Origin of the sequence: Vibrio aquimaris, from assembly GCF_009363415.1 — a bacterium.
In the GTDB taxonomy this organism is placed as follows: Bacteria; Pseudomonadota; Gammaproteobacteria; order Enterobacterales; family Vibrionaceae; genus Vibrio; species Vibrio aquimaris.
Genome location: NZ_CP045351.1, coordinates 355,936 through 380,609, shown reverse-complemented (window position 1 = coordinate 380,609; position 24,674 = coordinate 355,936). Strand labels below are relative to the sequence as shown.

Here is a 24,674-nt window from a genome sequence, read left to right as displayed (position 1 = left end):
AATACTGTCTATGATGCCAATACGCCGCATTTTCTTAGGAGCTCTACTTGTTAGCGTAAGCTCTATCGCACAAGCTAAAGTCATTGAATCAACCAACTTAGTAGGATTCGGTAAAGCTAAGTACCCTGATGGCTTTACTCATTTTGATTATGTTAATCCTAATGCGCCTAAATATGGCAAGGTTACCTACGGCCAGGTAGGAACTTACGATAACTTCAATCGCTATGCATCAAGAGGTGTTGCTGCTGCCGCAACAGGCGAACTCTATGATTCCTTGATGTACTCTCCCAGTGATGAAATCGATGCTTATTATCCCCTAATCGCTCAAAGAGTCCGATATTCAGATGATTACACTTGGCTTGAGCTAGACATTAACCCCAAAGCCCGTTTTCATGATGGAGAACCGATTACCGCCGACGATGTCGCTTTTACTTTTGATAAATTTATGAAAGAGGGAGTCCCTCAGTATCGAGCTTACTATAAAGATATCAAGTCTGTTAAGGCAAAGAATAAACAAATAGTTCGGATAGAAATGGCAACGCCAAACAGGGAGAAACTTTTTAGTTTTGCCCAATCTACCCCAGTACTGCCAGAACATTTTTGGAAAGATAAGTCTTTTTCAGAGCCCATATCCACGCCGCCAGTGGGCAGCTCAGCCTATAAAATCATCGATTATAAAATTGGGCAGAGTGTCACTTATGGATTAGTGGAAGATTATTGGGCGAAGGATCTTCCTGTCAATATTGGGCGACACAACTTTAAGCAGATTCAGTACGATTATTATCGAGATGATACTGTCATGCTAGAAGCATTTAAAGCGGGTGAGTTTGATTTTCGTCTTGAGACATCGGCAAAGTACTGGGCTAACTCCTACACAGGAAAAAACTTTGATAAAGGTTTTATTACTAAAGAGGAAATTCCCCATCAAAAGCCCGAAGGTACGGCTGGGTTTGTTTTTAATACTCAAAGGGAAATATTTAAAGATCCGCTAGTGCGAGAAGCTCTTAGTTATGCAATGGACTTCGAGTGGATGAACAAGAACATGTTCTATGGTCAATACTCTAGAACTCGCAGCTATTTTCAAAATACAGATTACGAGGCAAAGGGGTTACCCAGTGAGCAAGAGCGTAAAGTCTTAGAGCGGTTTAAAAATCAAATCCCTCCACGGGCACTAACACAAGAATTTGAACCGCCTAAGACAGATGGCTCTGGACGAATTCGAGCTCAGATGAGAGTCGCTTTCAAACTATTGAAAGAGGCCGGCTGGGAGCTAAAAGATAAAGTTCTTACTAACACTAAGACCGGTGAACCGTTTCGTTTCGAGTTAATGATTTACAGCCCGACTGATGAACGAATTGCGATACCCGTTCAAAAGAACATGAAGCGAATGGGTATTGAGATGAAAATTCGTACTATTGACACTACGCAATACACAAAGCGATTAAGAGACAGAGACTTTGACATGATTTCCAGAGGGTATTCGGCTAACCCATACCCGAGCCCAAATCTGATGATTATATGGAACTCTAACTATATTGACTCAAGTTATAATTTTGCAGGGGTGATGGATCCTGTTGTGGATAGCTTGACAATGGAAATTGCTCAAAAGCAGCAAGATCCGGATGCTTTGCTTACATTAGGTCGTGCATTAGATCGAGTCCTACAGTGGAATTTTTACATTATTCCACAATGGTATGTAAGTAAGTACAGAGTGGCTATGTGGGATAAGTTTGATCGCCCGGCCACTTTGCCTAAGTACGACCTAGGCATTGATACTTGGTGGATATCTAAAGAGAAAGCTGCGAAATTGCCGGAAAAGCGTCGTTAAAAAAGAGGGTTAAGCATGACCGCGTATATTTTTCGCCGATTACTGTTAGTGATACCCACTTTGTGGGCGATAATCACGATTAATTTTTTTATTATCCAGATCGCTCCAGGTGGTCCTGTTGAACAGGCTATTGCTCAACTTGAAGGATTTGACTCAGGGATAATGGAGCGTTTCTCTGGTGGTGGCAGCGAAGTTTCTCTGGATATTGGTAGCGATACTAGTCCAAGTGGTTACAAGGGTTCAAGAGGGTTAGACCCAGAAGTCGTCGAGGAAATCAAAAAGCAGTTTGGTTTTGACAAGCCGATTCTAGAGCGTTACTTCACTATGTTAAAAGATTACGCCACCTTTAATTTTGGAGATAGTCTCTTCAAGGGTGGTAATGTCATCGACTTAATCGTTGAGCGCCTTCCTGTATCTATTTCCCTTGGGTTGTGGAGTACATTGATTATTTATTTCATCTCAATACCATTAGGTGTAATGAAAGCGATACATCACGGTTCAAGATTCGATATTTGGTCGAGTGCAGTGGTTATAGTGGGTTATGCAATTCCGGGGTTTTTGTTTGCCATCATACTGATTATATTATTTGCTAGTGGTAATTATTTTAGCTGGTTCCCACTACGTGGCCTTGTTTCAAGCAACTTTGATCAAATGCTTTGGTATGAGCAAATTATTGATTACTTTTGGCACTTGACCTTGCCGATACTGGCTATGGTGATAGGTGGATTCGCTACGTTAAGTATGTTGACTAAAAATTCATTTTTGGATGAAATCAACAAACAATACGTTGTGACAGCAAGAGCCAAAGGCTTGGATGAAAGCAGCATTCTTTACAAGCATGTTTTTCGTAACGCTATGCTGATCATTATCGCTGGTTTTCCCGCAGCGTTTATCAGTATTTTCTTCACAGGTTCAATGTTGATTGAAGTTATGTTTTCGCTTGAAGGTATAGGTTTACTTGGCTTTGAATCAACCATTCAGCGAGACTATCCGGTGGTCTTTAGTTCTCTCTACATTATGACATTACTGGGTTTGATTTTGAGCATTATATCAGACTTAACATACACTTGGGTCGACCCCAGAATAGACTTCGAGGCCCGTTAAATGCAAAACAGCAAAACGGCTAATCCGTTAAATCAAGCTCGCTGGCAAAGGTTTAAAGCGAATAAGCGTGGCTTCTGGTCGCTGTGTATCTTTATGGTTTTGTTCACACTCAGTCTGTTTGCGGAGCTAATTGCCAATGATAAGCCTATATTAGTAGACTATGACGGCGTTTGGTACTTCCCTATTGTAACCCAATATTCTGAAACTATATTTGGAGGTGAGTTTGAGACCGAAGCCGATTATACCGATCCCTATGTTGCGGGGCTGATAGAAAACAAAGGTTATATGGTATGGCCCCTGATTCGTTTTAGCTATAGTACGATCAATTACGATATTGCTGGCTCAGTTCCTTCTGCACCGGATAACGTTAATTGGCTTGGTACCGATGATAAAGGTCGTGATGTACTGGCGCGTGTTATTTATGGCTTTCGCATATCAGTACTATTCGGGCTTATTCTTACTTTAGTATCAAGTGTCATTGGCGTTATTGTTGGTGCGACTCAGGGGTATTATGGTGGCTGGTTAGACTTATTCGGTCAACGTTTCATCGAAGTATGGTCTGGGATGCCAACTTTGTTTTTACTTATCATCTTATCCAGTTTTGTTGAACCTAATTTCTGGTGGTTATTGGGCATTATGGTGCTATTTAGCTGGATGAGTCTAGTTGGTGTTGTGAGGGCTGAGTTTTTACGTTGTCGAAATTTTGATTATGTAAAAGCAGCACTGTCAATGGGCGTCAGCGATAGTCGAATTATGAGAAGGCACATGTTGCCAAATGCGATGGTAGCTTCTCTAACAATGATGCCATTTATCCTCTCAGGGTCGGTCACAACACTCACATCTCTCGATTTTCTTGGTTTTGGTTTGCCTGTTGGTTCGCCATCTTTAGGAGAGTTATTGGCTCAGGGCAAAGCCAACTTACAAGCCCCTTGGCTTGGTTTCTCTGCTTTCTTGGTATTGTCAATCATGCTCACCTTACTGGTTTTTATCGGTGAAGCAGTGCGAGATGCCTTTGACCCTCATCATCAAGGTAGATAGTCATGGCGAAAGACATACTCACGTTGAACAATTTGTCGGTAGGATTTGGTGTTGGCAACGAGATAAATAAAGTCACAAATAAAGTGTCTTTTACTATTTCTAAAGGGGAAACCCTTGCGTTAGTTGGTGAAAGCGGATCTGGAAAATCAGTGACGGCCAATTCAATACTTAAGCTTCTTCCCAAAGGCTCTTCTCATTATCTTGAAGGCACTATCAACTTTGATGATATTGAGATACTGAACTGCTCTGAACGGGAACTGAGAGGGATCCGCGGTAATCGTATAGGGATGATTTTCCAGGAGCCGATGGTATCTCTTAACCCTTTGCATAAAGTGGGGAGACAGTTGGTAGAGACACTGGCGATACATAGTGGTGTTCGTCAGACTCAAGCAGAAAAATTAGCCGTTGAATGGCTACAAAAAGTGGATATCCGTTATCCTGAAGTGAAGATTAATGCTTATCCTCATGAATTATCTGGTGGGGAAAGACAAAGAGTCATGATAGCAATGGCCTTGATAAACAAACCAGAGCTATTAATTGCTGATGAACCAACCACTGCGCTTGATGTGTCTGTGCAAGCGCAAATATTGGAATTATTGAGAGATTTGCAAAAAGAACTTGGAATGGCGATGCTGTTTATTACCCATGACCTGAGCATAGTTCGCCGAATTGCAGACAAAGTTGCGGTAATGCAAGATGGGCAGATAGTTGAACAGGCTGATTGTTATTCGCTATTTTCCGCGCCTAAGCACCCTTACACACAAACACTGATTCACTCGGATCCTCGAGGACTGCCCGTCGAAGTCGCGGAAGATTCAGAGAGTCTTATCAAAGTAGACAAATTAAAGGTTTGGTTTCCTGTAACTGGGGGTCTATTTAAAAGAGTGGTCTCTCATATTAAAGCGGTGACAGATATGGACTTTGACCTGAAACGAGGTCATTCAATGGGCATAGTAGGTGAAAGTGGGTCTGGTAAATCTACTACTGGTATGGCTATTTTGCGTTTAGTGAACTCTGAAGGCTCCATCTGTTATGAACGACATGAGTTACAGGGGTTGAACCGGAAGGAGATGTTACCTTACCGCAGTAAAATGCAGGTGGTTTTTCAAGACCCATTTTCCGCGCTTAATCCTAGAATGTCTGTTGCACAAGTGATAGGTGAAGGACTATACGTTCATCATGACTTTGATGAATTAACCGTCGATAAAATGATTTGTGAGGCAATGGAAGATGTTGATTTAGACCCTGAAACTCGCCACAGATACCCCAATGAGTTTTCAGGCGGGCAGCGTCAAAGGATCGCAATAGCAAGAGCTTTGGTACTTAAACCTGAATTCATTCTACTCGATGAACCCACATCATCACTTGATCGAACGGTTCAACTTCAGGTGCTTGATCTTCTGAAATCTCTTCAGCAGAAATACGCTTTAACCTACTTGTTTATAAGTCATGACCTTAATGTTGTTAAATCCCTTTGCCACCATACGATTGTAATGAAGCAAGGACTTATCGTTGAGAGTGGAAGAACAGATCAGCTTTTTGAAGGTCCTAAACGTTCATACACACGTAAACTGGTTGAGCTTTCAAGCTTCTAGGCGCTGATAGCATAGGGGGCGAGGGGGAAATGAAGTGTGTTACAGATCTTTTTCTAAGTAAGCTTTGACGATAACTTCAATTTCTCCCTTTTCTTTCAACTGCGTGAGAATAGAGTTAAATGTTTCTACGAAGTCGTCTTTGTAAGGGTATTTCTCAGGTTGGATCGTGGTAAAGCCTAAATACCCTTGCTCTGCACTCACGACGGCTCCTAATGTGAGTTTCCAATCCTCTGGCAGTAGGCCTTCGGTTGTCATACGTTTTATTTCCCAAAGAATAGACAGTCGGTCATTCATATAACAATCAATTTTCTTCTCATATAATTTTAGCAAGCTTGGCCTACTCCCTTTGGCTTCAGAAATGGTTATTTTGCCTGCTTTCACTGCATTCCAAAACTCGTTTCCACCGAGCGCGAAAGCCTCGTTTACGCCTATAGTCAAACCGAGATAGTCCGATGGCCAGTTATTTAGTGGGCGATCTTGTACGCTGTCATTGTTGCAAAATACCACAACCTCTTCGTTCAAAATGGGCTTCGAATACGGGGATATGTAAAGGCGTTTATCAGCATAGTAATAGGGAGGGAATAAAGCGAAGCCACGCCCGGACTTGAGCATTTTTAGCCCACGCTTCCAAGGGATGGGTACAATTTTTATCTTATAGCCTGGCATGTCTTCAAACACTCGACGAAGAATGTCGCTGTATATCCCTCTCGCGATGCCATTTTCTACATAGCTGTATGGTGGATAAGCGTCGTCACCATATACCAAAACTTTCACTGGTGGCTCGAAAGCAGCGGCTCGCCACGAGAGTAAAAGTAGAATGAGTGTCCATTTGAGCAAAGTTCGTCCCTTTAATGTGCTCTTTCTATGTTTAACTTTAGTTTATTTATTGAAGATTAGGCATTAGACTTTGCGTTTTCGCCATTTAATTAAAGCAAAACATGACAGAAGACGACAAAAGTACTCAAGAAATTGAGATCGAAGCAATCGGAGTAGAGGTATCAAGTGAGCCTATTGAGCTGTATAAGGTGTTTAAATTAGCTAATTTAGTCGGTGGAGGAGGTGAAGCAAAATACATCATCTCTGAGGGTTATGTTGCTGTCAATGGTGAACTTGAAACTCGTAAACGTCGCAAAATGTATCATGGAGATGTTTTTGAGTTTAACCAAGAGTTCTATGTGGTTATCTGTGATGCTGATAACTCGGAGTATGAAAGAACAGTTAATGACTCCGTGACAGAGGAAGTTCGTCATGAGGTCGCAAAGCGACAAGTGAAGCCAGAAAAGGCTGACAGCAAGAAAGCAAACTCGAGCAACAAGAAGAATAAGATTGGTCGCTCAGATATCGATTTTTTCTAGCGGTCGGTTTTGCAAGATAGAGTAAGCGCAACCAATTTGGCGAACATAGAAAAAGCCCCGTTTAGTACGGGGCTTTAATCGTTAATACCAAAGGTCTTCTGGGGGGATCTTACTTTCAGGTGCATAGGAATCATCATCGAGTGGATGCTCGGCCTTGCCTCGCAAACTCTCTAGCTGATGCTCAAGCATTTGGACAGTGTCGTAATCACCCTCTGAGCAAGCGATGTATATTTGCTGCTCGATAGCTCGAATACTATCTCGAATACTCATGCCCTACCTCCTGCGCTGTTAAACGCTTGGCCGAATAGTTTACCTATTCTCAAAACGATTATAGTCAAGGAGACCAAATTCGACAGGCTGATCTTTCTTATACCATTGGTGAATTTTGTCACTGAAAGACCAAAATTCAGTTGAACTTCTTCGGATCGCAAATTTATCCAATAACTTAACGTAATCTTGCTCCTGTTTGACCTGTGCAATCATGTTTACAAATAATGGGATTTCTTTTTCACTGAGTGATAAGAAGGCAGCAGGGTAGCTACCTAGAATGCCGCGAACCAATGTGAAGTCATCGTTATCAAAATCTCTGTTTCTTTGCTCATCAAATAGACTGGAGATATTGGTATGGGCATTATTGTGTAAGAGAGTAAAGACCTGACTTTGGCCTGCTTCCGATTCTATGTGCAGTATTATAATCTGAGGGAAGTAACGGATACCTCCTCCTTTTAAGTCATCAATGGTTGCGAGTGCTTGTTCACTTTCAGGAGATAGTCCGGTTTGCTCAATATCATAACGATTATGGAGTACTGGAGAAAGCTGTGTTTGTAAAATGTTATATAGCTCTTTTTTTGGATTATCGGTCTGATAGGGAACCTGACTGGGTTGATTAAAAGGTTTAACGTTACGTTGTAAGAAGTCACTTAATTGAGAACTTTGGTCCTCATACCAGCTTGACTGTTCGACATGGCGAATATCTTTGGGCAACAGAGTAATAAAATTACTTTCCCCTTCTAAGCGAAGAAAATCCATAAACATACGGGTCATAAGTTGATGACCAAAGTTGCCATACACGTCAAACCCAGCGACGAGGAGATAGTGGATACGTTCAATCAGCGCATAGTCAAGGACCCACGCAGTTTTGGGAGGTTTACCTACTAAACCTTGAACGACGGATGCACTATCAAAGTGCCTAAAGACAGTGAGTGCAGCATTTGGGTTGGTTCCGTTGCCTGTCCAAATCACATCGGTTGTGAGATTTTGGCCGTCTTTAAACCACTTATTAATAAATTCAGACTTTGCTTCTAAGTAACGGGCTTGTTGCCGAGAATAAGAGACCCAGTTGGTAATAGGCACGGTATTACTTTCCAGCTCTCCGGGAAGCTTCAAATTATCGGCTTGTGAGCGATAAAACTCGTTGACTTCGGGTATATCCGACTTGTCAGGATCCAAGAAGAATACCCAGAAACGGTCATTAATAACATTTAATGCCAATTGTCCACGACATACAGGGCCTTTTATGTAGGCGTTTATTGTATTTTGTGCATTGTCCAGCATGAACTTAAAACGAGCTTTAACGGGGAGGTCGATAAAAGCTGTCATGGGATTGGCTGCAACTTCGACTGAGTAGTCAGGTAATTTTGCCACATCATACTTAGAGTCGATAAACCATTTTTTCCAGTTAGCCAAGCGTTGTTTATTGAGTGCAAAGGGCATATGGGTCTTATCAACAATGGTGGATTCGACAGGAATCAACCGGTAATAAACGCGCTCGGTTTTAGGGTCATCATATGGACGACGAGTCGTAATGCGCTTGATGGCCTGTCCTGGTGGTGTTGTTGAACGGACCAGTGTAAAGAAACGAGGGGATGACTCTTTAAGATCAGAGAAATACAAATGTGACAGGAAAAGGTGTTCGTATATGTACCTAGCCATTAACTGTACTTTACGCGGACTGGCGTTCAAGAATTGCTCATATTTATTAACCAGAGCACCTTGCTCTGAGGTCAAGGGCAAAGGAGCATTCATGAGCGCTCCATCTTGTAGCCAAGACATTAATGTTGAATATTCTGCTGATGTTAGATTAGGCATGCCATAAGGCATTCCCCAATCGGGATATTTGCTTTCATATTCCGCATATTCCTCGATAGTAGGGCACTGCTGTTCACGATTAATAGAAAAATCGAACCCCTCTAATTGAGTTTGCATAGGTAAAGGGTGCGTTTGTTTTTGCATCAACATTTTTGCCATCAGCCCAGCTTCTATATTGGCAGTAGGCGATTGTGTTCGCTCATTCAAGACAGGGTTAAAATCAAAGTCTCTCCATTGAGAGGTGTTTTGAGCATCTTCAAATAATCGAGTGGGTGTTGCAGCGGTTAGTCGTGTACCTTGATAAATGAGGGCTTTGCTCGCACCGCGATCAATACCAGCTGTGGAGGATAGTTTCAGTTGACAAGGAGCGTCATAACATGCGTGACATACTACACAGCGGTTATCAATAATAGGCTTTACTTGGTTGATAAAGAAGTCACTAGATGGACTAGATGTCTCTACAAGCCTTTCCCTCGGTTGCGCATAACCAAAGAGCTTGTCGTAATTGAGACCCGCATAGGTTGCACAGCCTGCAAAGAGTGTAATAAGAGATAAAATAAAGAGTTTACGCACATTCATGTGAAAAATAGCAGTCCAAATCAGTTCAATCATTGCAATTAAAGGATACTTAATTAGCCAGCAAATGACCAACCAAAGTCGTTGAACTCTATAATTTTGATGAGATTTTACAAGGCGTTCACAGAGACTAGAAAGGCTTAACAATGAAGTTAAGCCTTTTGGAATTTAGAGCGACATCAAAGGTGCGTTAGGCTTTTTTCAGTCGTCCGAGTTTTGCCATAGAGATTGGTTTAGTAAACAGTGCTAAAGCAATACAGGTTGCCATCATGAAGGCCGAAATTGTGTACGCAAGGCTATAGTTTTCAACATTAGACATTGAGAGACCAACAACCGCCGCACCTATAGCACCGCCAATCCCCCACGCTGTATACAGCACACCATAGTTAGTACCGTAGTTTCTAAGACCATAGAATTCTGCTGTTATTGTTGGGAATACCGCTAACAATGTACCATAGCCTACCGCAGCAACTGCTGTTCCTAGGATTAATGTGAACTCGCTATTAAACGTAGCGAACATAACCATGTTAATGCCCTGCAGTATGAACGCTAGAAGCAGTGTTCTTATTCCGCCAATCTTATCGGCGAGTAACCCTGCGATGACTCGTCCACCGGAGTTAAATATCGCGAGAATTGAGGCTAGATAAACAGCGTTGGGTAAATCCGCCTGTATGCTTGCGATAGTCGTGATGTTACCAATGATCATTAGACCAACTGATGCTGCAAAGGCGTACATAATCCAAAGGGAGTAAAATTGAGGCGTTTTTAGCATGGACTTCCAAGTTAAGTCACTATCATGAGCACTTGGATTTGTAGACTTGCTGGCCTTATTATGTGGTGAAGCGGGGGCATAATCTGCTGGAGGATTACTGATTGTGGCTGCAAGAGGAACGGTGATCACCAATATGCCAATGCCAAGAACAATAAAGCTTGTTTGAATCCCCATGCTTTCTATTAGAGATGAGGTAAGCGGAGCGAGATAAATAGCAGCAAGGCCAAAACCAGCAGCAATTAATCCATTAACCATGCCTTTTTTCGATGAGTGAAACCATTTCATCGCTGAGGGTGAAAGACAAGCATAGCCAAAGCCAATTCCAGCCCCCGTCATTACACCGAAAGTGATATTTAACATCAGTGGTGAATTTGCAAAGCCAGATGCAATCATACCTAAGCCAGTTAGGATGGTCCCAAGAATCAAGATCTTACGTGGTCCCATTTTATCTTGTAGGATCCCCGCGATAAGAAGACAAATTGAAAAGGCAATGGTTGCAATAGCGTAGGGGGATGAGGCTTCTGCTGCACTCCATCCAGATTCTGTCACTAACGCTTTGTTGAAGACACTCCAAGCATATAGGATGCCAAGACAAAGGTTGATACAGAACCCTGCTAGTAGTATTCGTGTCGCTTTATCAATCTTGCTCATTTTACTTCTCATTTTACCTCTGTCTGTGAGAGGTTTGTTTTATGGGGTTTTTCAAATTTATTTAGTGTTTATCAACACAAAACATAATGGGCGCGGATTATACCCAATATTGAGGTGATTTAAATCTATTTTTTGTGTGGATTAATATCGGTACGAAAAGAGTTAAACCTTGCGTTAAATAAAGTTCTTATCAAGCGTGCGTGGTAGGCAGCAAACTGGCAGACAGGTCATTAGTGTCTAATATTATAATTATCATTATCGGTCTGAGCTAGTGGACGCAAACTTGAGTAAACATGCTGAAATACTACATCACTCACAAATCAAACAATTTCTGTACAAGGGGGCCTTATTAGCTCAGCTTAGCTTACTGAGTATCACCTTGTTGTTTTCCCCTGTATCAGTAGCAAATCAAGAGAATGCCGAGTCACGAACTTTGATCGTGACCAACTCAAAAGCGTGGAAGCCCTTTTCTTATCTGGACGATGATCAGCAACCCGCTGGGATATTGATTGACTACTGGCAACAGTTTGCCAAGCATAATAATGTCGAGATTGAATTTCTTTTATTAGATTGGAATGACTCACTTGAGGCAGTACGCACAGGAAAAGCAGATGTGCATGCAGGGCTACTGTGGTCTGAAGGAAGAGAAGCCTATCTTGATTACACCCCAGAGATCATCACTATTGATACTCAGATGTACATAAATCGAGATTTAATAGGTCTTGACCTCAATGACTTTATGTTGGGAAAGCACAACTATAAAGTGGGAGTAGTTACGGGCGGATATGAAGAAGAATTTACTCGCAACAATTACCCTAATCTTCAACTTGTGTCATTCAACAACAACCAGAAAATGATTGATGCGGCGTTTAAGGGAGAGATCTCCGCTTTTGTTGCGGATTTACAAGTGGGAAATTTCTATCTTTTGACAAGCAACCAGCCCAACGCTTTCATTGGTGTGAGAAATCTTTACTCAGGAGACTTGAGAGCTGCTGTTAAAGAGGGTAATAAAGCGTTACAAGATAGAATAATAAAGGGGCAGGAAACAATTACAACAAGTGAGAAGCAGCGCATTTTGAGTCGTTGGATGCACATCAATACTGTCTACCCGGCTTATTTGGCACCGATTCTCATTGTGATTGCTGTAGGTGGTGCGATCCTCTATATATTTGCATTGAGGTATTCGGTGCGCATGAAAACTCGTGAGTTAGCGTTGGCCAATGAAGAGCTAAAGAAGCTCTCTGAGACGGATTCATTGACAGGGCTGAGTAATCGTCGACATTTCGTTTCTGAGTTTCAACAGCGTATCGAGATGCAGGGTGACGTATGTGTGATTGTATTTGATATTGATGATTTCAAATCGATAAATGATAACTACGGGCACCAAGTTGGTGATCACGTGATTAAAACGGTTGCAGAGGCAGTACGTGAAAAAATCGGATCTGACCAACTTTTGGGCCGTATCGGTGGTGAAGAGTTTGCCCTTGTGATGAACAACCAAGATGAGCTGCGAGTAAAAGAAGTCTCCCACGTTATCTGTGACTTAATTCGAAATCTAGACTTTAGTGACAAGCTTCCCTATCAGGTTACCGTTAGTTTAGGATGCGCGTATTACCCAACGGCACATCAGGATATACAGCTTTCAGATGCTGACCAACTAATGTATCAAGCTAAAGCACAAGGGAAGGACCAAGCGGTTGTGAAAAACATGGAAAATTCACATTCGTGAACGTCCGTAGAGGTTAAATTTTTACCACTTTGCGCACAAAGAAAGCAAACAAAACCGTTTTGCGAAGAAAAACCTTTTCTTTTCAAATTGCTGTGGCATATTAGACCTGTTTCCACGATGATGCGTGCATCGTATAATGGCTATTACCTCAGCCTTCCAAGCTGATGATGCGGGTTCGATTCCCGCTGCACGCTCCAATCAAAACCTAGTTCAAGCCATTCTTTCCTATCATTTAAACTTCGTATCTAACACTCTGATTCTACAGATTTTTCTCTTTCGCGTTGAAATTAAGCGCTATTGATTGAGTTTCCACTTACCCCCAATTAGTCTTTTTTCCAAAGTAGATTCATAGGTCATGCATTTGTCGTCGATGAATCGATGTTTTTAGTGATGGAACTGGCTTACGGCACGTACCACCATTTGTTGTCGATGGCCTTGAAACCTTCCGTTAGCGTTGGGCTTGGTATACGAATATGAGTTCGCTCTGCTAAGTTGGCTTTGGTAAAAGCATCGCTTGAAAAAGGATGGTTGATCAATAACTCTTGCAAGCTCCCGTCCTCAAATGCGGCCTCTAGGCCTTTGTGCATCACGTCAGATAACTCTTTATCGTTATTACGGATATAGAAAAATCGACCATAGGGGTAAATTAGAACCAATTGGTTCTCGACCATCAGCTGCTTTTGGTTTCCACGATAGGTTTCAAGGAACTGGTGCACTTCTGTTGCACCCAATGGAAATAAGTCGAACCGTTTTCCTCCAACCATTTTGATTAAGATTTCAATGCGTGGTGCAGTAGTCACTTTCAGTCCTGAAGCTTCTAAGATTCGAATATCTCCCCATCCTTGTCCTTGCCCCATTACAAATGGACTCAGTTGGGACACATTTTTAACATTCTCAACTTTTGCCTGTGTATCTTGATGAATAATAAACAACCGCCATCCCGTCAAACCTAAATCTATGGGTAGGTAGATAGGTTTAAAGCGCCCATCCAAGGTTTCGTCAAAGCCAGTATCAAAAATATCGAGCTGACCATTTTCAACAAGCTGTCGCGCCCGATTTTGATTAACTTCATTAGAGTCGACAATTGCTGTCATGTCAGAGCCCGATTTTTCAATCGCCAGTTTCAGCATGGCGAGCCCTATCGATTGTTGACCTATGCCATCAAGGTTGGGATAACGAATTTCTCTTGCCGAAACGGAACTAAAGAGGACAGATAATAGCAATAGAGTGATTATCTTCATGTTGAGCTTCCAAACTTTTTCACTGAGTTTTAGTATAGTTATTTGTCAGTAACCCTCCAGTTCACACTATAATTGATAGACGTCTGTCTAGAGATTATTTAATGAGTAAAAGGTACGTCAGCAGGATTGGGCGTCGTGTGTTGCTAATTTTAGTCGTCATTAGCAGTGTGATAACCCTGACCACTACAGGGTTACAGCTGTACTTGGACTATGATAGAGAATTTAGTGACGTTGAGGCGACGCATCAAGAAATCAAGCAGGTTTACTCTGGGCTGCTTGCCACCTCATTGTGGTTCTATGATATCCCGTCATTACAAAAAAGGCTTAAGGAGCTGACGACTCTGCCCAAAGTTGATTATCTCGAAGTCGGTCTTGATGGAGAGGTAATATCGTCTGGAATAAAGCCAGAGGGAAGCCATGTTACAAGTCGGTTTGAAATAAAGTACTTTGACCAAAATACGGACTTAGAAGCAACGGTAGGAGAGCTTTATGTGACCTCCAATTCGGAAAAAATTTATCACTTTCTACTTCAACAGTTTTTCATCAGCCTCTTACTCAATGCGGTGAAAACCTTTCTGGTGTGCAGTATTTTGTTTTGGGTATTCCATAAGAGTATAAATGCGAGAGTCATCAGTATTGTCAAATACCTACGGCATTATTCGCCACGCTATGCAACCTCTAATTTACAGATGAACAATAAACATTGGACAATTGAGGATATGGACGAACTCAGTTGGGTTGCTGATGAAATTAATAAGCTTACTTGTACTTTTACTAAGCTGTATCAAAGTATTAAAGCTGAGCAAGAAAAGCTGCAAGATTTTACCTATGTGTCTTCTGACTGGCTATGGGAAACGGATAATACTCATAGGTTAACTTTTTGTTCTGATCCGATGAGAGCTGCGTTGGGTATCAGCGAAGACAAGATGCCTGTTGTTCATAAAATTCAAGGGTTAAATAGATCGGTAAAACTACAAGAAAAGCTTGAACAAAAGAAAAGCTTTTCAATGTGCCAAGATGAAATTGAATTTGATGGTAAGGCTTATTACTTCGTTTTCCAAGCCATTGCTAAATACAGCGGTGATGTTTTTGTTGGTTTTCGAGGCACAGCAATAAATGTGAGTGAGCTGAAACAAGCGCAGCTTGAGTTAGAAAAGCTTAATCATTCACTTGAAGCGACTATTGCTATGCGAACGCAAGCTTTGCAAGAAAGTTTAAGAGAACTTGAAAGTACTCAAGAGAAGCTTGTTGAATCTGAGAAAATGGCGGCTTTAGGTGGCTTAGTCGCTGGTGTTGCCCATGAAGTAAATACACCGCTTGGCATTGCAGTAACGGCTACTTCATTGGTTGAAGACAGTTTGAATAAGCTCAGTGATAGCTTTGACAATCAGACACTGACCAGTACTGAGTTTACTAGTGAAAGCCAGATCATGGATAAAGGGCTCTCAATGCTTAAAGCGAATTTAGAGCGTGCTTCTATCTTGATTAAAGACTTCAAAAATACGGCGGTAGATCATATATCAGAAAATCAGTCTGAGTTTAATATTCGTCAGATGTTAGACGCAGTGTTAGTGAGCCTTGAAAGTGAGACAAAAAAAGTGCCGGTAAGCATCGAGTTGATAGGTGAAGAAGGCATTACAATTAATAGTCTACTAGGTGTTCTAACTCAAGTGATGAGTAACTTGATCCTGAACAGTGTTTACCATGCGTTTGAACAAACCAGTAAACCTGCCAATATTTTGATTAGCTACCAGCAGTCCGAGCACGGCATCACTTTTGTGTATCAAGATAATGGGCAGGGTATAGCTTTAGAAGACCAGCAAAAAGTCTTTGAGCCTTTTTATACGACTAAACGAGGGAGTGGGGGCTCTGGGCTAGGTCTTACGTTGGTATATAATTTAGTCACTCAAAAACTAAAAGGAGAGATCCTGCTGGAATCGAGTATTGGTAATGGTGTGCGCTATAAAATAACTTTGCCCAAATCCTTGTCGAAATAAACCACTCAGTAAACCATTATCTACAAGCTAAACTATATAATTGATAGTATGAAGAAGGGAAGCGAAAATGATGAAGGATATAGGTAAGCTAGGCATAGTGATTGCTCTTTTTATCTCCAGCACTTTTGCCTCGGCTCAAGAGGTTAAGTACCCAAATATTGATGGAATTGGTAAAGAATCTATAGGCTTGGCTGTATTGGAGTTAGCGCTCAGTAAGTCTGGTGCTGACTATACTGTGACTGTAGATAAACGCAGCGTCAATCAAAACAGAGCACGAAGTATGGTTGAATCTCGGGACTTAGATGTGTTTGACACAGGGTTTCAAAAAGACTTAGAGCAGAGGTTTTTACCTATCTATCTGCCACTAGAAATGGGTTTACTGGGCTGGAGGGTACCTATCGTTCATCGTGATACAGAGGCACAGCTTGGTAACGTTAAAAATTTAGAACAGCTCACTAAATTCAGTGTTGGTCAGGGGCAAGGCTGGGGAGATATTCCAATATTAAAGAACGCTGGTTTTAAAGTTGTTACGGCGTCTAAAATTGAAAAGTTGATTAAAATGGTTGATGGACAACGTTTCGATCTATTTCCTCTGGGTGCAACAGAAGTCTATCAATTTTTAGATAAATTTGGATCAGGTAGCAATAATTTAGTTGTAGACTCAAATGTTACTATTGTTTACCCCTATGGCCGATTTTTCTACGTTACTAAAGATAATCTTAAACTTGCAGATGCCATTACCACTGGGATGGAAAATGCTCTTGCCGATGGTAGCTTGCTTAATTTGTTAAAACAACATCCGTTTTCTAAGGACGCGTTTGACAAGGCAAATTTAACCAATCGTGTCAGAGTTGATATTGACAGCCCAGATACCAAAGAAAGCTTCAGTCAAATTGATAGTCGCTGGTGGTATACCCCCTAGTGGTTCTAGTGAACAGGAATGTTATAGCTAAGGGCTCATTATTTATGCTTTATCGCGGTTTTGACAGAGCAAAATGCCCTTAGCTATTTCTTTAAACCAAGCCCATTTTATCGCACTATTTCGTTATATAGAACATTTTAATAAAGTAAAAACGTCAACCAAATCTAACAAATAGTGTGATTGAAACCTACCTTTTTAGTCTTAGATACGTTCAACCTGAAATATCACTTTCTTTTACATGCGGTATAAATATAACTGATGGGTTTGTTTATAAAAATACGAATTTAACAATAATGAAACAAAAATCGTTGTATTTACATTGTTGCCACTTTTTCATGTGTTCTAATAGGAGCATAAAAGAAAAAAGTGGTGCGCTATTTCAAACGGCTTTGTACGGCTTAACTAGGACATTGCTAGTTTGACTTAGTGGGGATATGGTTGTCGAACCGCCCCGAGAATAGTAATCACAACGTCACTCAATTGTGTAGGACTCAGACCAGATACATAAATGGTTTGTGTACCAAGGACAGGTTTTTAGTCAGAGCATTTCTCGTCAAATGACCAATTATGGAAAGTATGTTTTTCAGGGTGACCTGCGTAAGCAGAATTTACCACGTGCATAGCCTAGCGACAGGTACATTTGATGAGGGATTGCCTGCACCACATCTTCGTACTTTCTCAACAACGTCGATTCGTACTAGGAAAAAATAATGATAAATACAATAACGTCAGTGTTCTTTGGCGCGGCTGCGCTTGTTAGTCATAATGTTTACTCGCTTGATATAGCCATAAAATGTCCGGACGAACCCATTAACACTATGAAGATAGTGGACGATCAGGTATATGTTGTGGTTGACAATAATCTCATCCGCAGTAAAGCCCTACTTGATAACCTAGAGCAAGGCAACATCCGTTTTTGTACGACCCAAGTGACCAATATGTCCTCTTTATTTAAAGGTAGAAAAAGCTTTAATGCCAAGATAGGAGACTGGGATACATCAAACGTTACCGATATGTCTTCAATGTTTTATTGGGCAGAGATTTTTAACCAAGATATTAGCCGCTGGGATACGTCAAGCGTGACTACAATGCGAGAAATGTTTTTTGGTGCGAAAACATTTAATAAAACGATTGGTCATTGGGATACTTCAAGTGTTGAAGATATGGACTCAATGTTTTCTTGGGCTAGTGCATTTAATCAAGACATCGGCTATTGGGATACTTCTAAAGTGGTTAGTATGGCTTGGATGTTTTTTAGAGCCAAAAAGTTTAATCAAGACATCGGCTACTGGAATACATCTCACGTGAAATGGATGCATTCGATGTTTGGTGGAGCAGAGAACTTTAATCAAGACATTGGCCGTTGGAATACCTCAAATGTGACTAATATGTATGAAATGTTTTATAAAGCAAAGAATTTTAACAAAGATATTAGTAGATGGGATACGTCTAGAGTATTATCCATGTATCGGATGTTTTTTGGTGCTGTGTCTTTTAATCAAAATATTGGTTATTGGGATACTTCAAATGTGACTCATATGAAGCAGATGTTTGATCATGCAATTAAATTTTCTCAAGACTTAAGTGATTGGAATGTGTCTAACGTAAGTAATTATAGCGAGTTTTCAATAGGTAGTGGTCTTGCTGCCGTTCAGAAACCTAGTTTTAGTGATTCGCCTTGGTTAAACCAAAATAAATCTGTGGCCGAATATTATACTATCAATCAATAACCTTGGCGATCCCTTACTGATGCCTTGTTAACGCAAGGCATTTTTTCTAGTTGCTTTTTGATTATTAAATTAATGATTTATATAAAAATATTCAATGTCATTAATGTTTACTTTGTCTTTGTAACGATAAAAATATCGAACTGATATCTTACTATAAGAATTTTTCCGACAAATTCTCCTTGATTTACTTATAAACCTGCCTTTACTAAAATATACTTATATTTTTGTTTGTATAAGGAAATAAAAATGAAAAATACATATGCTTTATTAGCTTTAGGGTCATTTTTAGTCCTAGGCCATCAGGCCCATGCTTCAGAAATTTCAGTTAAATGCTCAAATGACGCGGTGAACTCTATCATCATAAAAGGTGGTATTGAATACTTAGTGGTAGATAATGAACTTATTAAAAATCGATACAGATTATATGATTTAGAACAAGGAAAAATTCGATTTTGTACAACACACGTCACGAGCATGTATAGCGTATTTTCTTCATCAAAAAAATTTAACGCTGATATAAGTGATTGGGACACATCAAATGTTACAGATATGGGGATGATGTTTTCTCAAGCGCTTGCGTTTAATCAAGATATCGGCAATTGGGATACATCAAAAGTAACTAGCATGGCTGGAATGTTTGCTAGCGCTGAATCCTTTAATCAGAATATTAGCCACTGGAATACATCCAGTGTAAGCGATATGTCTATGATGTTTTCAAATGCTAAGTCCTTTAACCAAAACCTTGGTCGCTGGGATACTTCCAATGTGACAGACATGTCCGATATGTTTAACTGGGCTGAGTCATTTGATCAAGATATTGGGGATTGGGATACCTCTAATGTAGAGCTTATGTCAGGAATGTTTTCATCTGCTCGCAGTTTTAATCAAGAGATTGGTTCATGGGATACGTCAAAAGTGGTGTCGATGTCTTCCATGTTTGGTGATACTAGGGCGTTTAACCAAAACATTGGCGATTGGAATACGTCTAATGTAACCAACATGATGGCGATGTTTAGCGGTGCTACAGCATTTAACCAAGATATTGGTAACTGGAATACCTCCAAGGTAACAGACGTACAATTTATGTTCTCGGGGGCTCAAGCCTTTAACCAATATATTGGCCTATGGGATATGTCCAATGCTACTAATATGATTGGTATGTTTATGGACGCTATAGAATTTAATCAAAATATCAGCCCATGGGATACATCAAATGTTAAATATATGGCCCATATTTTTGAAGGTGCTTCAAGTTTTTCACAAAATTTGACAAACTGGAACGTTAATAATGTTGAGTGGCACGAAAACTATAGAAAAGGGAGTCGCTTATACAATAATAAAGTGCCGTACTCATTCAGGTATTAACTTTGTACTCCATTCTAATAAAAAACCTCGCAATAGTGAGGTTTTATATTAAAACTATATAAATGAATTATATAGTTTATATTAATATTTTTTAGTTCTTATTCGTATCAATATTAAAATACCAACATTGTGACCCTAGTCTATTGTTTTGATTAAAAATGCATTAAGAATAAAATTAATTTATTTTTCACAAGCAATTCAAATATAATCATGCAAAACAACAAATTGCTGTTCTCTGTATCTAGGGTAAGTTCTAGTTATTGACTTATCTAACCGCGTCTATTCAAACTAGGAAATAATAATGATAAAGAAGATTACTTCCATACTTGCTGGATCCTTCGTGCTTGCTAGCCAATGCGTATTTGCCATCGATATTTCAGTGAAATGTCCGGATCAGCCAATTAATTCGGTGCTAATTGAAAAAGGACAAGTGTATGTTGTCGTAGATAACGCGCTTATTCGCAACCAAACCATGCTGGATAAACTCGAGAAAGGGCATATAGGTTTTTGTACTACCCAAGTGACTAATATGGACATGGTGTTCTTTGAGAAGGCGAGCTTTAATGCAGATATTAGCGACTGGGATACTTCTAATGTTACCAGCATGCACTCGATGTTTTTATATGCAGAGGCTTTTAACCAAGATATTGGTTTTTGGGACACGTCGAATGTTGCCACTATGCTGCAAATGTTTTCTTTCGCCAAAGCCTTCAATCAAGATATCGGCCACTGGGATACCGCCAGTGTCACTGAGATGCAGTCTATGTTTCATAAAGCCCAAGCTTTCAATCAAGATATTGGTCATTGGGATACATCCAAAGTGACTAATATGTTTGGCATGTTTTATCAAGCTGATGCTTTTAATAAAAATATCAGCCATTGGGACACCGCCAATGTAACGAACATGAATAACATGTTTCAAGGCGCTGACGTATTCAACGCGAATATTGGCAGTTGGGATACCTCCAAAGTCACGACTATGGACTACATGTTTAATGGCGCAGAAGCGTTTAACCAAGATATAGGCCACTGGAACACCTCCCAAGTCACCAGTATGCAAGGAATGTTTATGGTCGCTTATCGCTTTAACCAAGATATTGGCCATTGGGACATGTCGAAGGTGACGAATATAAACCGAATGTTTCTGGGCGGCTATGCGTTTAATCAAGATATCGGTCACTGGGATACCTCCAAGGTGACCGATATGTCAGGTACCTTCAACGCGGCGCTTTTATTTAACCAAGATATAGGCCATTGGGATACCTCCAATGTGGTCAATATGAAAGAGATGTTCTCTCAAGCCACTCGCTTTTCACAAGACTTAAGCAATTGGAATGTTAGCCAAGTGACAGAGCATAACGATTTTGCCAAAGACAGTATATTAACTGAGCAGCAGCTGCCGATATTTACCCAGTAGCGGTTGATCCTTTTAGATTTACAACTTATCTCTAAGCCTCGCACAAGCGGGGCTTTATTATATTTCACGTATTAAGCGGCTTATTTTCTCATTTTTAATATTTTTATTATGTAGTTTCAAATAAATGATGGATTTAAATTTAAAACTATCATTATAAATCGCACATATGTGTGATTTTTCTCGATATATTTTTGTTTTATATATTGTTTCCTTGATTAATTATTACTTTAAGACCGGGTTTTAGTATTATTTCCTCTCATTAAAATAAAAATATAGAAATAATACGTCATGAAATTAACGTCTGTTATTTTAGCCTGCATGGCTTTGGGTAGTGCGGCTAGCTTTGCCGAAGAAGATCATATCATTCGTTGTGATGCCAATCCTCCGGGCAGTGTGGTGATTATCAATGAGCGTTTATATGTGGTGGTCGATAACGCGCTATTACGCCAAGAAGATTACTGGCAAAACTTTATCCACGGCAAGATAGAGCTGTGCACAAGTCATGTCACTGATATGAGCGATTTATTTGCGCAGTCACCTTATTTTAATTACGACATCAGCCAGTGGGATACGCGCCGCGTGACCAATATGGATCGTATGTTTAAAGGGGCAAAACGCTTTAATCAAGATTTATCTAATTGGTCGGTGGAAAAGGTTACTCGCCACCAAGACTTCGCCCTGCAAAGTGGCTTACCTGATTATTACCTGCCGCAATTTCAACACTAATTTCTGTTTATCATGTCTATTCAACCTAGGAACTAACCATGAAAAAAAACCTTCTGTCACTGCTTGTCGGGGCGGCAGCGCTTGCCAGCCAGCAGGCGTATGCCATCGATATTTCAGTCAAATGCCCAGATCAGCCCGTCAATTCCGTGCTAATGGAAAATGGCAAGGTGTATATTGTGGTCGACAACGATTTGATTAGAAACCAAACCCTGCTCGATAACCTAGAGCAAGGCCATATTGGCTTTTGTACCACCCAAGTCACCAATATGGATGGCGTGTTCTCTAAAAGAAGCACCTTTAATGTCGATATTAGTGATTGGGATACCTCAAATGTTACTTCTATGCACGAGATGTTTACACATGCTAAAGCTTTTAATCAGGATATCGGTCATTGGGATACGTCCAAAGTGACCACTATGCAGAGAATGTTTGCTGGGGCATATGCTTTTAACCAAGGTATTGGCCATTGGGATACCTCTAATGTTACTTCTATGAATTTTATGTTCAATGGTGCAGATGCTTTTAATCAAGATATCGGTCACTGGGATACCTCTAATGTGACTAATATGTGGGGCATGTTTTATGGGGCGGACGCCTTTAATCAAGATATCGGTTATTGGGATACCTCTAATGTGACTTATATGGGGGCCATGTTTTATGGTACAGATACTTTTAATCAAGGTATTGGTCAATGGGATACCTCTAATGTCACTGATATGAGGGACATGTTTTATTTGGCAAAGGCTTTCAATCAAGATATCGGTCAGTGGGATACCTTTAATGTGATTAATATGGGCCGCATGTTTTCTTATGCTGTGGCATTTAACCAAGCTATCGGTCATTGGGATACGTCTAATGTGACTGATATGAGGAGCATGTTTTATTTGGCAAAGGCTTTTAATCAAGATATAGGCTTCTGGGATACGTCGAATGTCACCAATATGAAAGAGATGTTTAAAGGCAATGCCACTTTTTCACAAGACCTAAGCAACTGGAATGTTAGCCAAGTGACTGAGCATACGGATTTTGCTAAAGACAGCGTATTGACTGAGGAGCAGTTGCCGATATTTATCCAGTAGCGGTTGATCTATAGATTTACTACTTATCTCTAAGCCTCGCACAAGCGGGGCTTCATACTTATAGCAGGAGAAAGAGTGCTGCTTAATTGATAATCCACATTGTACTTTGAAGATAATTTTTGCTCGGTAATGTGAGTCGAGGTTAAAATTTTATTTCGACATTTTTAGGTTCAATGCTAAGTTGAGCGTTGCAATCAACATAGCAAAGGATTATTTCGTCACATGTTTTCTCATCTACCCACGCCAGTTCTTGATCCTATTCTTTCGTTATCCGTCGCCTACCGTAATGACCCTAGACCCGATAAAGTGGACTTAGGCATAGGTGTTTATAAAAACAGTGCGGGTGAAACCCCTGTTATGAAGGCCATTTCTCAGGCGCAAGATATTGTTGTGGCAAGCCAAAAAACAAAATCTTATGTGGGTCTAGCCGGCTGCGAGGAGTTTAATCAGAGTATGGTTGAACTGCTTTTATCAGGGACCTCTGCGATGGAAAGAGTTGCTGCGATTCAGACGCCGGGGGCCAGTGGTGCGTTAAGAATGCTAGGCGATTTAATCAAGGTTGCCCAGCCTGATACTTGCGTTTGGCTGTCCAACCCAAGCTATGTCAACCACAGACCGGTAATGGAAGCGGCAGGTTTAAAAGTTAAGCAATACACCTACTTTAGCCCGCAAACCAAGCAAGTCGATACGAGTCGTATGTTGGAAGAGTTGGTTCACGCTGGTCCCAATGATGTGGTTTTACTGCATGGCTGCTGTCATAACCCAACGGGCGCAGACATTGATTTTACGACATGGCAAGCCATCACAGAACTTGCACAAAAAAATGGGTTTGTGCCGTTTGTCGATGTGGCTTATCAAGGTTTTGGCGATGGCTTAGAGCAAGATGTTCAAGGCTTACGCTTTATGGCTGACAATGTCGAAGAGATGATGATCACTACCTCATGCTCGAAAAACTTTGGTCTTTATCGTGAGAGAACTGGTGCTGCTATTGTAGTGGGCAAATCTTTGCAAGAGGTTACGAATGCAAAAGGTAGAGCGCTGACCCTTGCTCGCTCTACTTACACTATGCCACCTGATCATGGCGCAGCTTTAGTGAAAACCATCTTGCAAAGCCATGAACTGACAGGGATATGGAAACAAGAGCTGAGCGAAATGCAGCAAAGATTGGTTAGCTTGAGAAAGAGTTTATGCCAAGAGTTTCAAAATACTCATAACACGTCACAGTTTGATTTTATCGAAAACCACAAAGGCATGTTTACTATGCTAGGATTTAGCCAAGAGCAAATGGCGCAACTTCGTGAGACATATGGTATTTATGGTGTGGGCGACGGGCGAATTAATATCGCTGGTTTGACTGAAAAAGACATGGCATATGTTGCCGATGCGATAGTGAAAGTTTGTTAGGTTTTGTATTAAGGCCCACATAAAGTGGGTCTTTCTGTCAAAGACACGTTGTTAGAA

19 protein-coding genes and 1 tRNA gene are annotated in these 24,674 nt (G+C 40.7%); 15 read left to right on the top strand and 5 right to left on the bottom strand.

The window, feature by feature from the left end; translation table 11 throughout:
* The first annotated feature begins 10 nt into the window (after positions 1-10).
* From FIV01_RS16260 to FIV01_RS16245, 4 genes are read left to right on the top strand one after another with little or no spacing between them, the layout of a single operon-like run.
* Positions 11-1,828, top strand: a complete 1,818-nt coding sequence (locus tag FIV01_RS16260; RefSeq protein WP_152432040.1) for an extracellular solute-binding protein — start codon at positions 11-13, stop codon at positions 1,826-1,828.
* Between the two features lie 15 nt (positions 1,829-1,843).
* Entirely contained in the window at positions 1,844-2,932 is a 1,089-nt protein-coding gene (locus FIV01_RS16255; protein ID WP_152432039.1) for a microcin C ABC transporter permease YejB, read from the top strand.
* Positions 2,933-3,970, top strand: coding sequence for an ABC transporter permease (locus FIV01_RS16250; RefSeq protein ID WP_152432038.1), 1,038 nt, complete (start codon positions 2,933-2,935; stop codon positions 3,968-3,970).
* A gap of 2 nt (positions 3,971-3,972) precedes the next feature.
* A complete protein-coding gene (locus FIV01_RS16245) occupies positions 3,973-5,565 on the top strand; it encodes an ABC transporter ATP-binding protein (RefSeq protein WP_152432037.1) in 1,593 nt (530 codons plus the stop codon).
* A 39-nt stretch (positions 5,566-5,604) separates the two neighbouring features.
* Here FIV01_RS16245 and FIV01_RS16240 read toward each other — a convergent pair whose 3' ends face one another.
* A complete protein-coding gene (locus FIV01_RS16240; protein ID WP_152432036.1) occupies positions 5,605-6,402 on the bottom strand; it encodes a substrate-binding periplasmic protein in 798 nt (265 codons plus the stop codon).
* Positions 6,403-6,503: 101 nt separating this feature from the next.
* On the opposite strand from FIV01_RS16240, the gene FIV01_RS16235 reads away from it, so the two are divergent.
* Positions 6,504-6,920, top strand: a complete 417-nt coding sequence (locus FIV01_RS16235) for an RNA-binding S4 domain-containing protein (protein WP_152432035.1) — start codon at positions 6,504-6,506, stop codon at positions 6,918-6,920.
* 81 nt (positions 6,921-7,001) lie between these two features.
* Here FIV01_RS16235 and FIV01_RS16230 read toward each other — a convergent pair whose 3' ends face one another.
* From FIV01_RS16230 to FIV01_RS16220, 3 genes are all read right to left on the bottom strand, one after another.
* Positions 7,002-7,190: a hypothetical protein gene (locus FIV01_RS16230; RefSeq protein WP_114786331.1), complete on the bottom strand. Its 189-nt coding sequence runs from the start codon at positions 7,188-7,190 to the stop codon at positions 7,002-7,004.
* Positions 7,191-7,229: 39 nt separating this feature from the next.
* A complete protein-coding gene (locus FIV01_RS16225) occupies positions 7,230-9,587 on the bottom strand; it encodes a fatty acid cis/trans isomerase (RefSeq protein ID WP_152432756.1) in 2,358 nt (785 codons plus the stop codon).
* Positions 9,588-9,774: 187 nt separating this feature from the next.
* Complete coding sequence (locus tag FIV01_RS16220) at positions 9,775-11,007, bottom strand: L-lactate MFS transporter (protein WP_152432034.1); 1,233 nt, start codon at positions 11,005-11,007, stop codon at positions 9,775-9,777.
* Positions 11,008-11,290: 283 nt separating this feature from the next.
* Between FIV01_RS16220 and FIV01_RS16215 the strand changes: the two genes are divergently transcribed.
* A complete protein-coding gene (locus FIV01_RS16215; protein WP_246210511.1) occupies positions 11,291-12,736 on the top strand; it encodes a transporter substrate-binding domain-containing diguanylate cyclase in 1,446 nt (481 codons plus the stop codon).
* Positions 12,737-12,858: 122 nt separating this feature from the next.
* Positions 12,859-12,933: transfer RNA gene (locus FIV01_RS16210), tRNA-Gly, on the top strand.
* Between the two features lie 204 nt (positions 12,934-13,137).
* Here FIV01_RS16210 and FIV01_RS16205 read toward each other — a convergent pair.
* Positions 13,138-13,977, bottom strand: coding sequence for a hypothetical protein (locus tag FIV01_RS16205; RefSeq protein ID WP_152432033.1), 840 nt, complete (start codon positions 13,975-13,977; stop codon positions 13,138-13,140).
* 101 nt (positions 13,978-14,078) lie between these two features.
* Between FIV01_RS16205 and FIV01_RS16200 the strand changes: the two genes are divergently transcribed.
* From FIV01_RS16200 to FIV01_RS16165, 8 genes are all read left to right on the top strand, one after another.
* Positions 14,079-15,974, top strand: coding sequence for a PAS domain-containing sensor histidine kinase (locus tag FIV01_RS16200; RefSeq protein WP_152432032.1), 1,896 nt, complete (start codon positions 14,079-14,081; stop codon positions 15,972-15,974).
* Between the two features lie 67 nt (positions 15,975-16,041).
* Positions 16,042-16,896, top strand: a complete 855-nt coding sequence (locus tag FIV01_RS16195) for a hypothetical protein (RefSeq protein ID WP_152432031.1) — start codon at positions 16,042-16,044, stop codon at positions 16,894-16,896.
* Between the two features lie 710 nt (positions 16,897-17,606).
* Positions 17,607-18,626, top strand: a complete 1,020-nt coding sequence (locus FIV01_RS16190; RefSeq protein WP_152432030.1) for a BspA family leucine-rich repeat surface protein — start codon at positions 17,607-17,609, stop codon at positions 18,624-18,626.
* A 246-nt stretch (positions 18,627-18,872) separates the two neighbouring features.
* Positions 18,873-19,991: a BspA family leucine-rich repeat surface protein gene (locus tag FIV01_RS16185; protein WP_152432029.1), complete on the top strand. Its 1,119-nt coding sequence runs from the start codon at positions 18,873-18,875 to the stop codon at positions 19,989-19,991.
* 301 nt (positions 19,992-20,292) lie between these two features.
* The gene (locus FIV01_RS16180) at positions 20,293-21,408 is read left to right on the top strand and encodes a BspA family leucine-rich repeat surface protein (RefSeq protein WP_152432028.1); all 1,116 of its coding nucleotides are present in this window, start codon (positions 20,293-20,295) and stop codon (positions 21,406-21,408) included.
* 288 nt (positions 21,409-21,696) lie between these two features.
* Entirely contained in the window at positions 21,697-22,134 is a 438-nt protein-coding gene (locus FIV01_RS16175; RefSeq protein WP_152432027.1) for a BspA family leucine-rich repeat surface protein, read from the top strand.
* A 38-nt stretch (positions 22,135-22,172) separates the two neighbouring features.
* On the top strand, positions 22,173-23,213 hold the full coding sequence (locus FIV01_RS16170) for a BspA family leucine-rich repeat surface protein (RefSeq protein WP_152432026.1): 1,041 nt from the start codon (positions 22,173-22,175) through the stop codon (positions 23,211-23,213).
* Between the two features lie 222 nt (positions 23,214-23,435).
* Positions 23,436-24,617, top strand: a complete 1,182-nt coding sequence (locus FIV01_RS16165; protein WP_152432025.1) for an amino acid aminotransferase — start codon at positions 23,436-23,438, stop codon at positions 24,615-24,617.
* Positions 24,618-24,674: the final 57 nt, after the last annotated feature.

What these genes read in the sequence shown, in the direction of transcription:
- FIV01_RS16260 (WP_152432040.1), top strand. Translation starts at nt 11, where the DNA reads ATGATGCCAATACGCCGCATTTTCTTAGGAGCTCTACTTGTTAGCGTA.
- FIV01_RS16255 (WP_152432039.1), top strand. Translation starts at nt 1,844, where the DNA reads ATGACCGCGTATATTTTTCGCCGATTACTGTTAGTGATACCCACTTTG.
- FIV01_RS16250 (WP_152432038.1), top strand. Translation starts at nt 2,933, where the DNA reads ATGCAAAACAGCAAAACGGCTAATCCGTTAAATCAAGCTCGCTGGCAA.
- FIV01_RS16245 (WP_152432037.1), top strand. Translation starts at nt 3,973, where the DNA reads ATGGCGAAAGACATACTCACGTTGAACAATTTGTCGGTAGGATTTGGT.
- FIV01_RS16235 (WP_152432035.1), top strand. Translation starts at nt 6,504, where the DNA reads ATGACAGAAGACGACAAAAGTACTCAAGAAATTGAGATCGAAGCAATC.
- FIV01_RS16230 (WP_114786331.1), bottom strand. Translation starts at nt 7,190, where the DNA reads ATGAGTATTCGAGATAGTATTCGAGCTATCGAGCAGCAAATATACATC.
- FIV01_RS16225 (WP_152432756.1), bottom strand. Translation starts at nt 9,587, where the DNA reads ATGAATGTGCGTAAACTCTTTATTTTATCTCTTATTACACTCTTTGCA.
- FIV01_RS16220 (WP_152432034.1), bottom strand. Translation starts at nt 11,007, where the DNA reads ATGAGCAAGATTGATAAAGCGACACGAATACTACTAGCAGGGTTCTGT.
- FIV01_RS16205 (WP_152432033.1), bottom strand. Translation starts at nt 13,977, where the DNA reads ATGAAGATAATCACTCTATTGCTATTATCTGTCCTCTTTAGTTCCGTT.
- FIV01_RS16200 (WP_152432032.1), top strand. Translation starts at nt 14,079, where the DNA reads ATGAGTAAAAGGTACGTCAGCAGGATTGGGCGTCGTGTGTTGCTAATT.
- FIV01_RS16195 (WP_152432031.1), top strand. Translation starts at nt 16,042, where the DNA reads ATGATGAAGGATATAGGTAAGCTAGGCATAGTGATTGCTCTTTTTATC.
- FIV01_RS16190 (WP_152432030.1), top strand. Translation starts at nt 17,607, where the DNA reads ATGATAAATACAATAACGTCAGTGTTCTTTGGCGCGGCTGCGCTTGTT.
- FIV01_RS16185 (WP_152432029.1), top strand. Translation starts at nt 18,873, where the DNA reads ATGAAAAATACATATGCTTTATTAGCTTTAGGGTCATTTTTAGTCCTA.
- FIV01_RS16180 (WP_152432028.1), top strand. Translation starts at nt 20,293, where the DNA reads ATGATAAAGAAGATTACTTCCATACTTGCTGGATCCTTCGTGCTTGCT.
- FIV01_RS16175 (WP_152432027.1), top strand. Translation starts at nt 21,697, where the DNA reads ATGAAATTAACGTCTGTTATTTTAGCCTGCATGGCTTTGGGTAGTGCG.
- FIV01_RS16170 (WP_152432026.1), top strand. Translation starts at nt 22,173, where the DNA reads ATGAAAAAAAACCTTCTGTCACTGCTTGTCGGGGCGGCAGCGCTTGCC.
- FIV01_RS16165 (WP_152432025.1), top strand. Translation starts at nt 23,436, where the DNA reads ATGTTTTCTCATCTACCCACGCCAGTTCTTGATCCTATTCTTTCGTTA.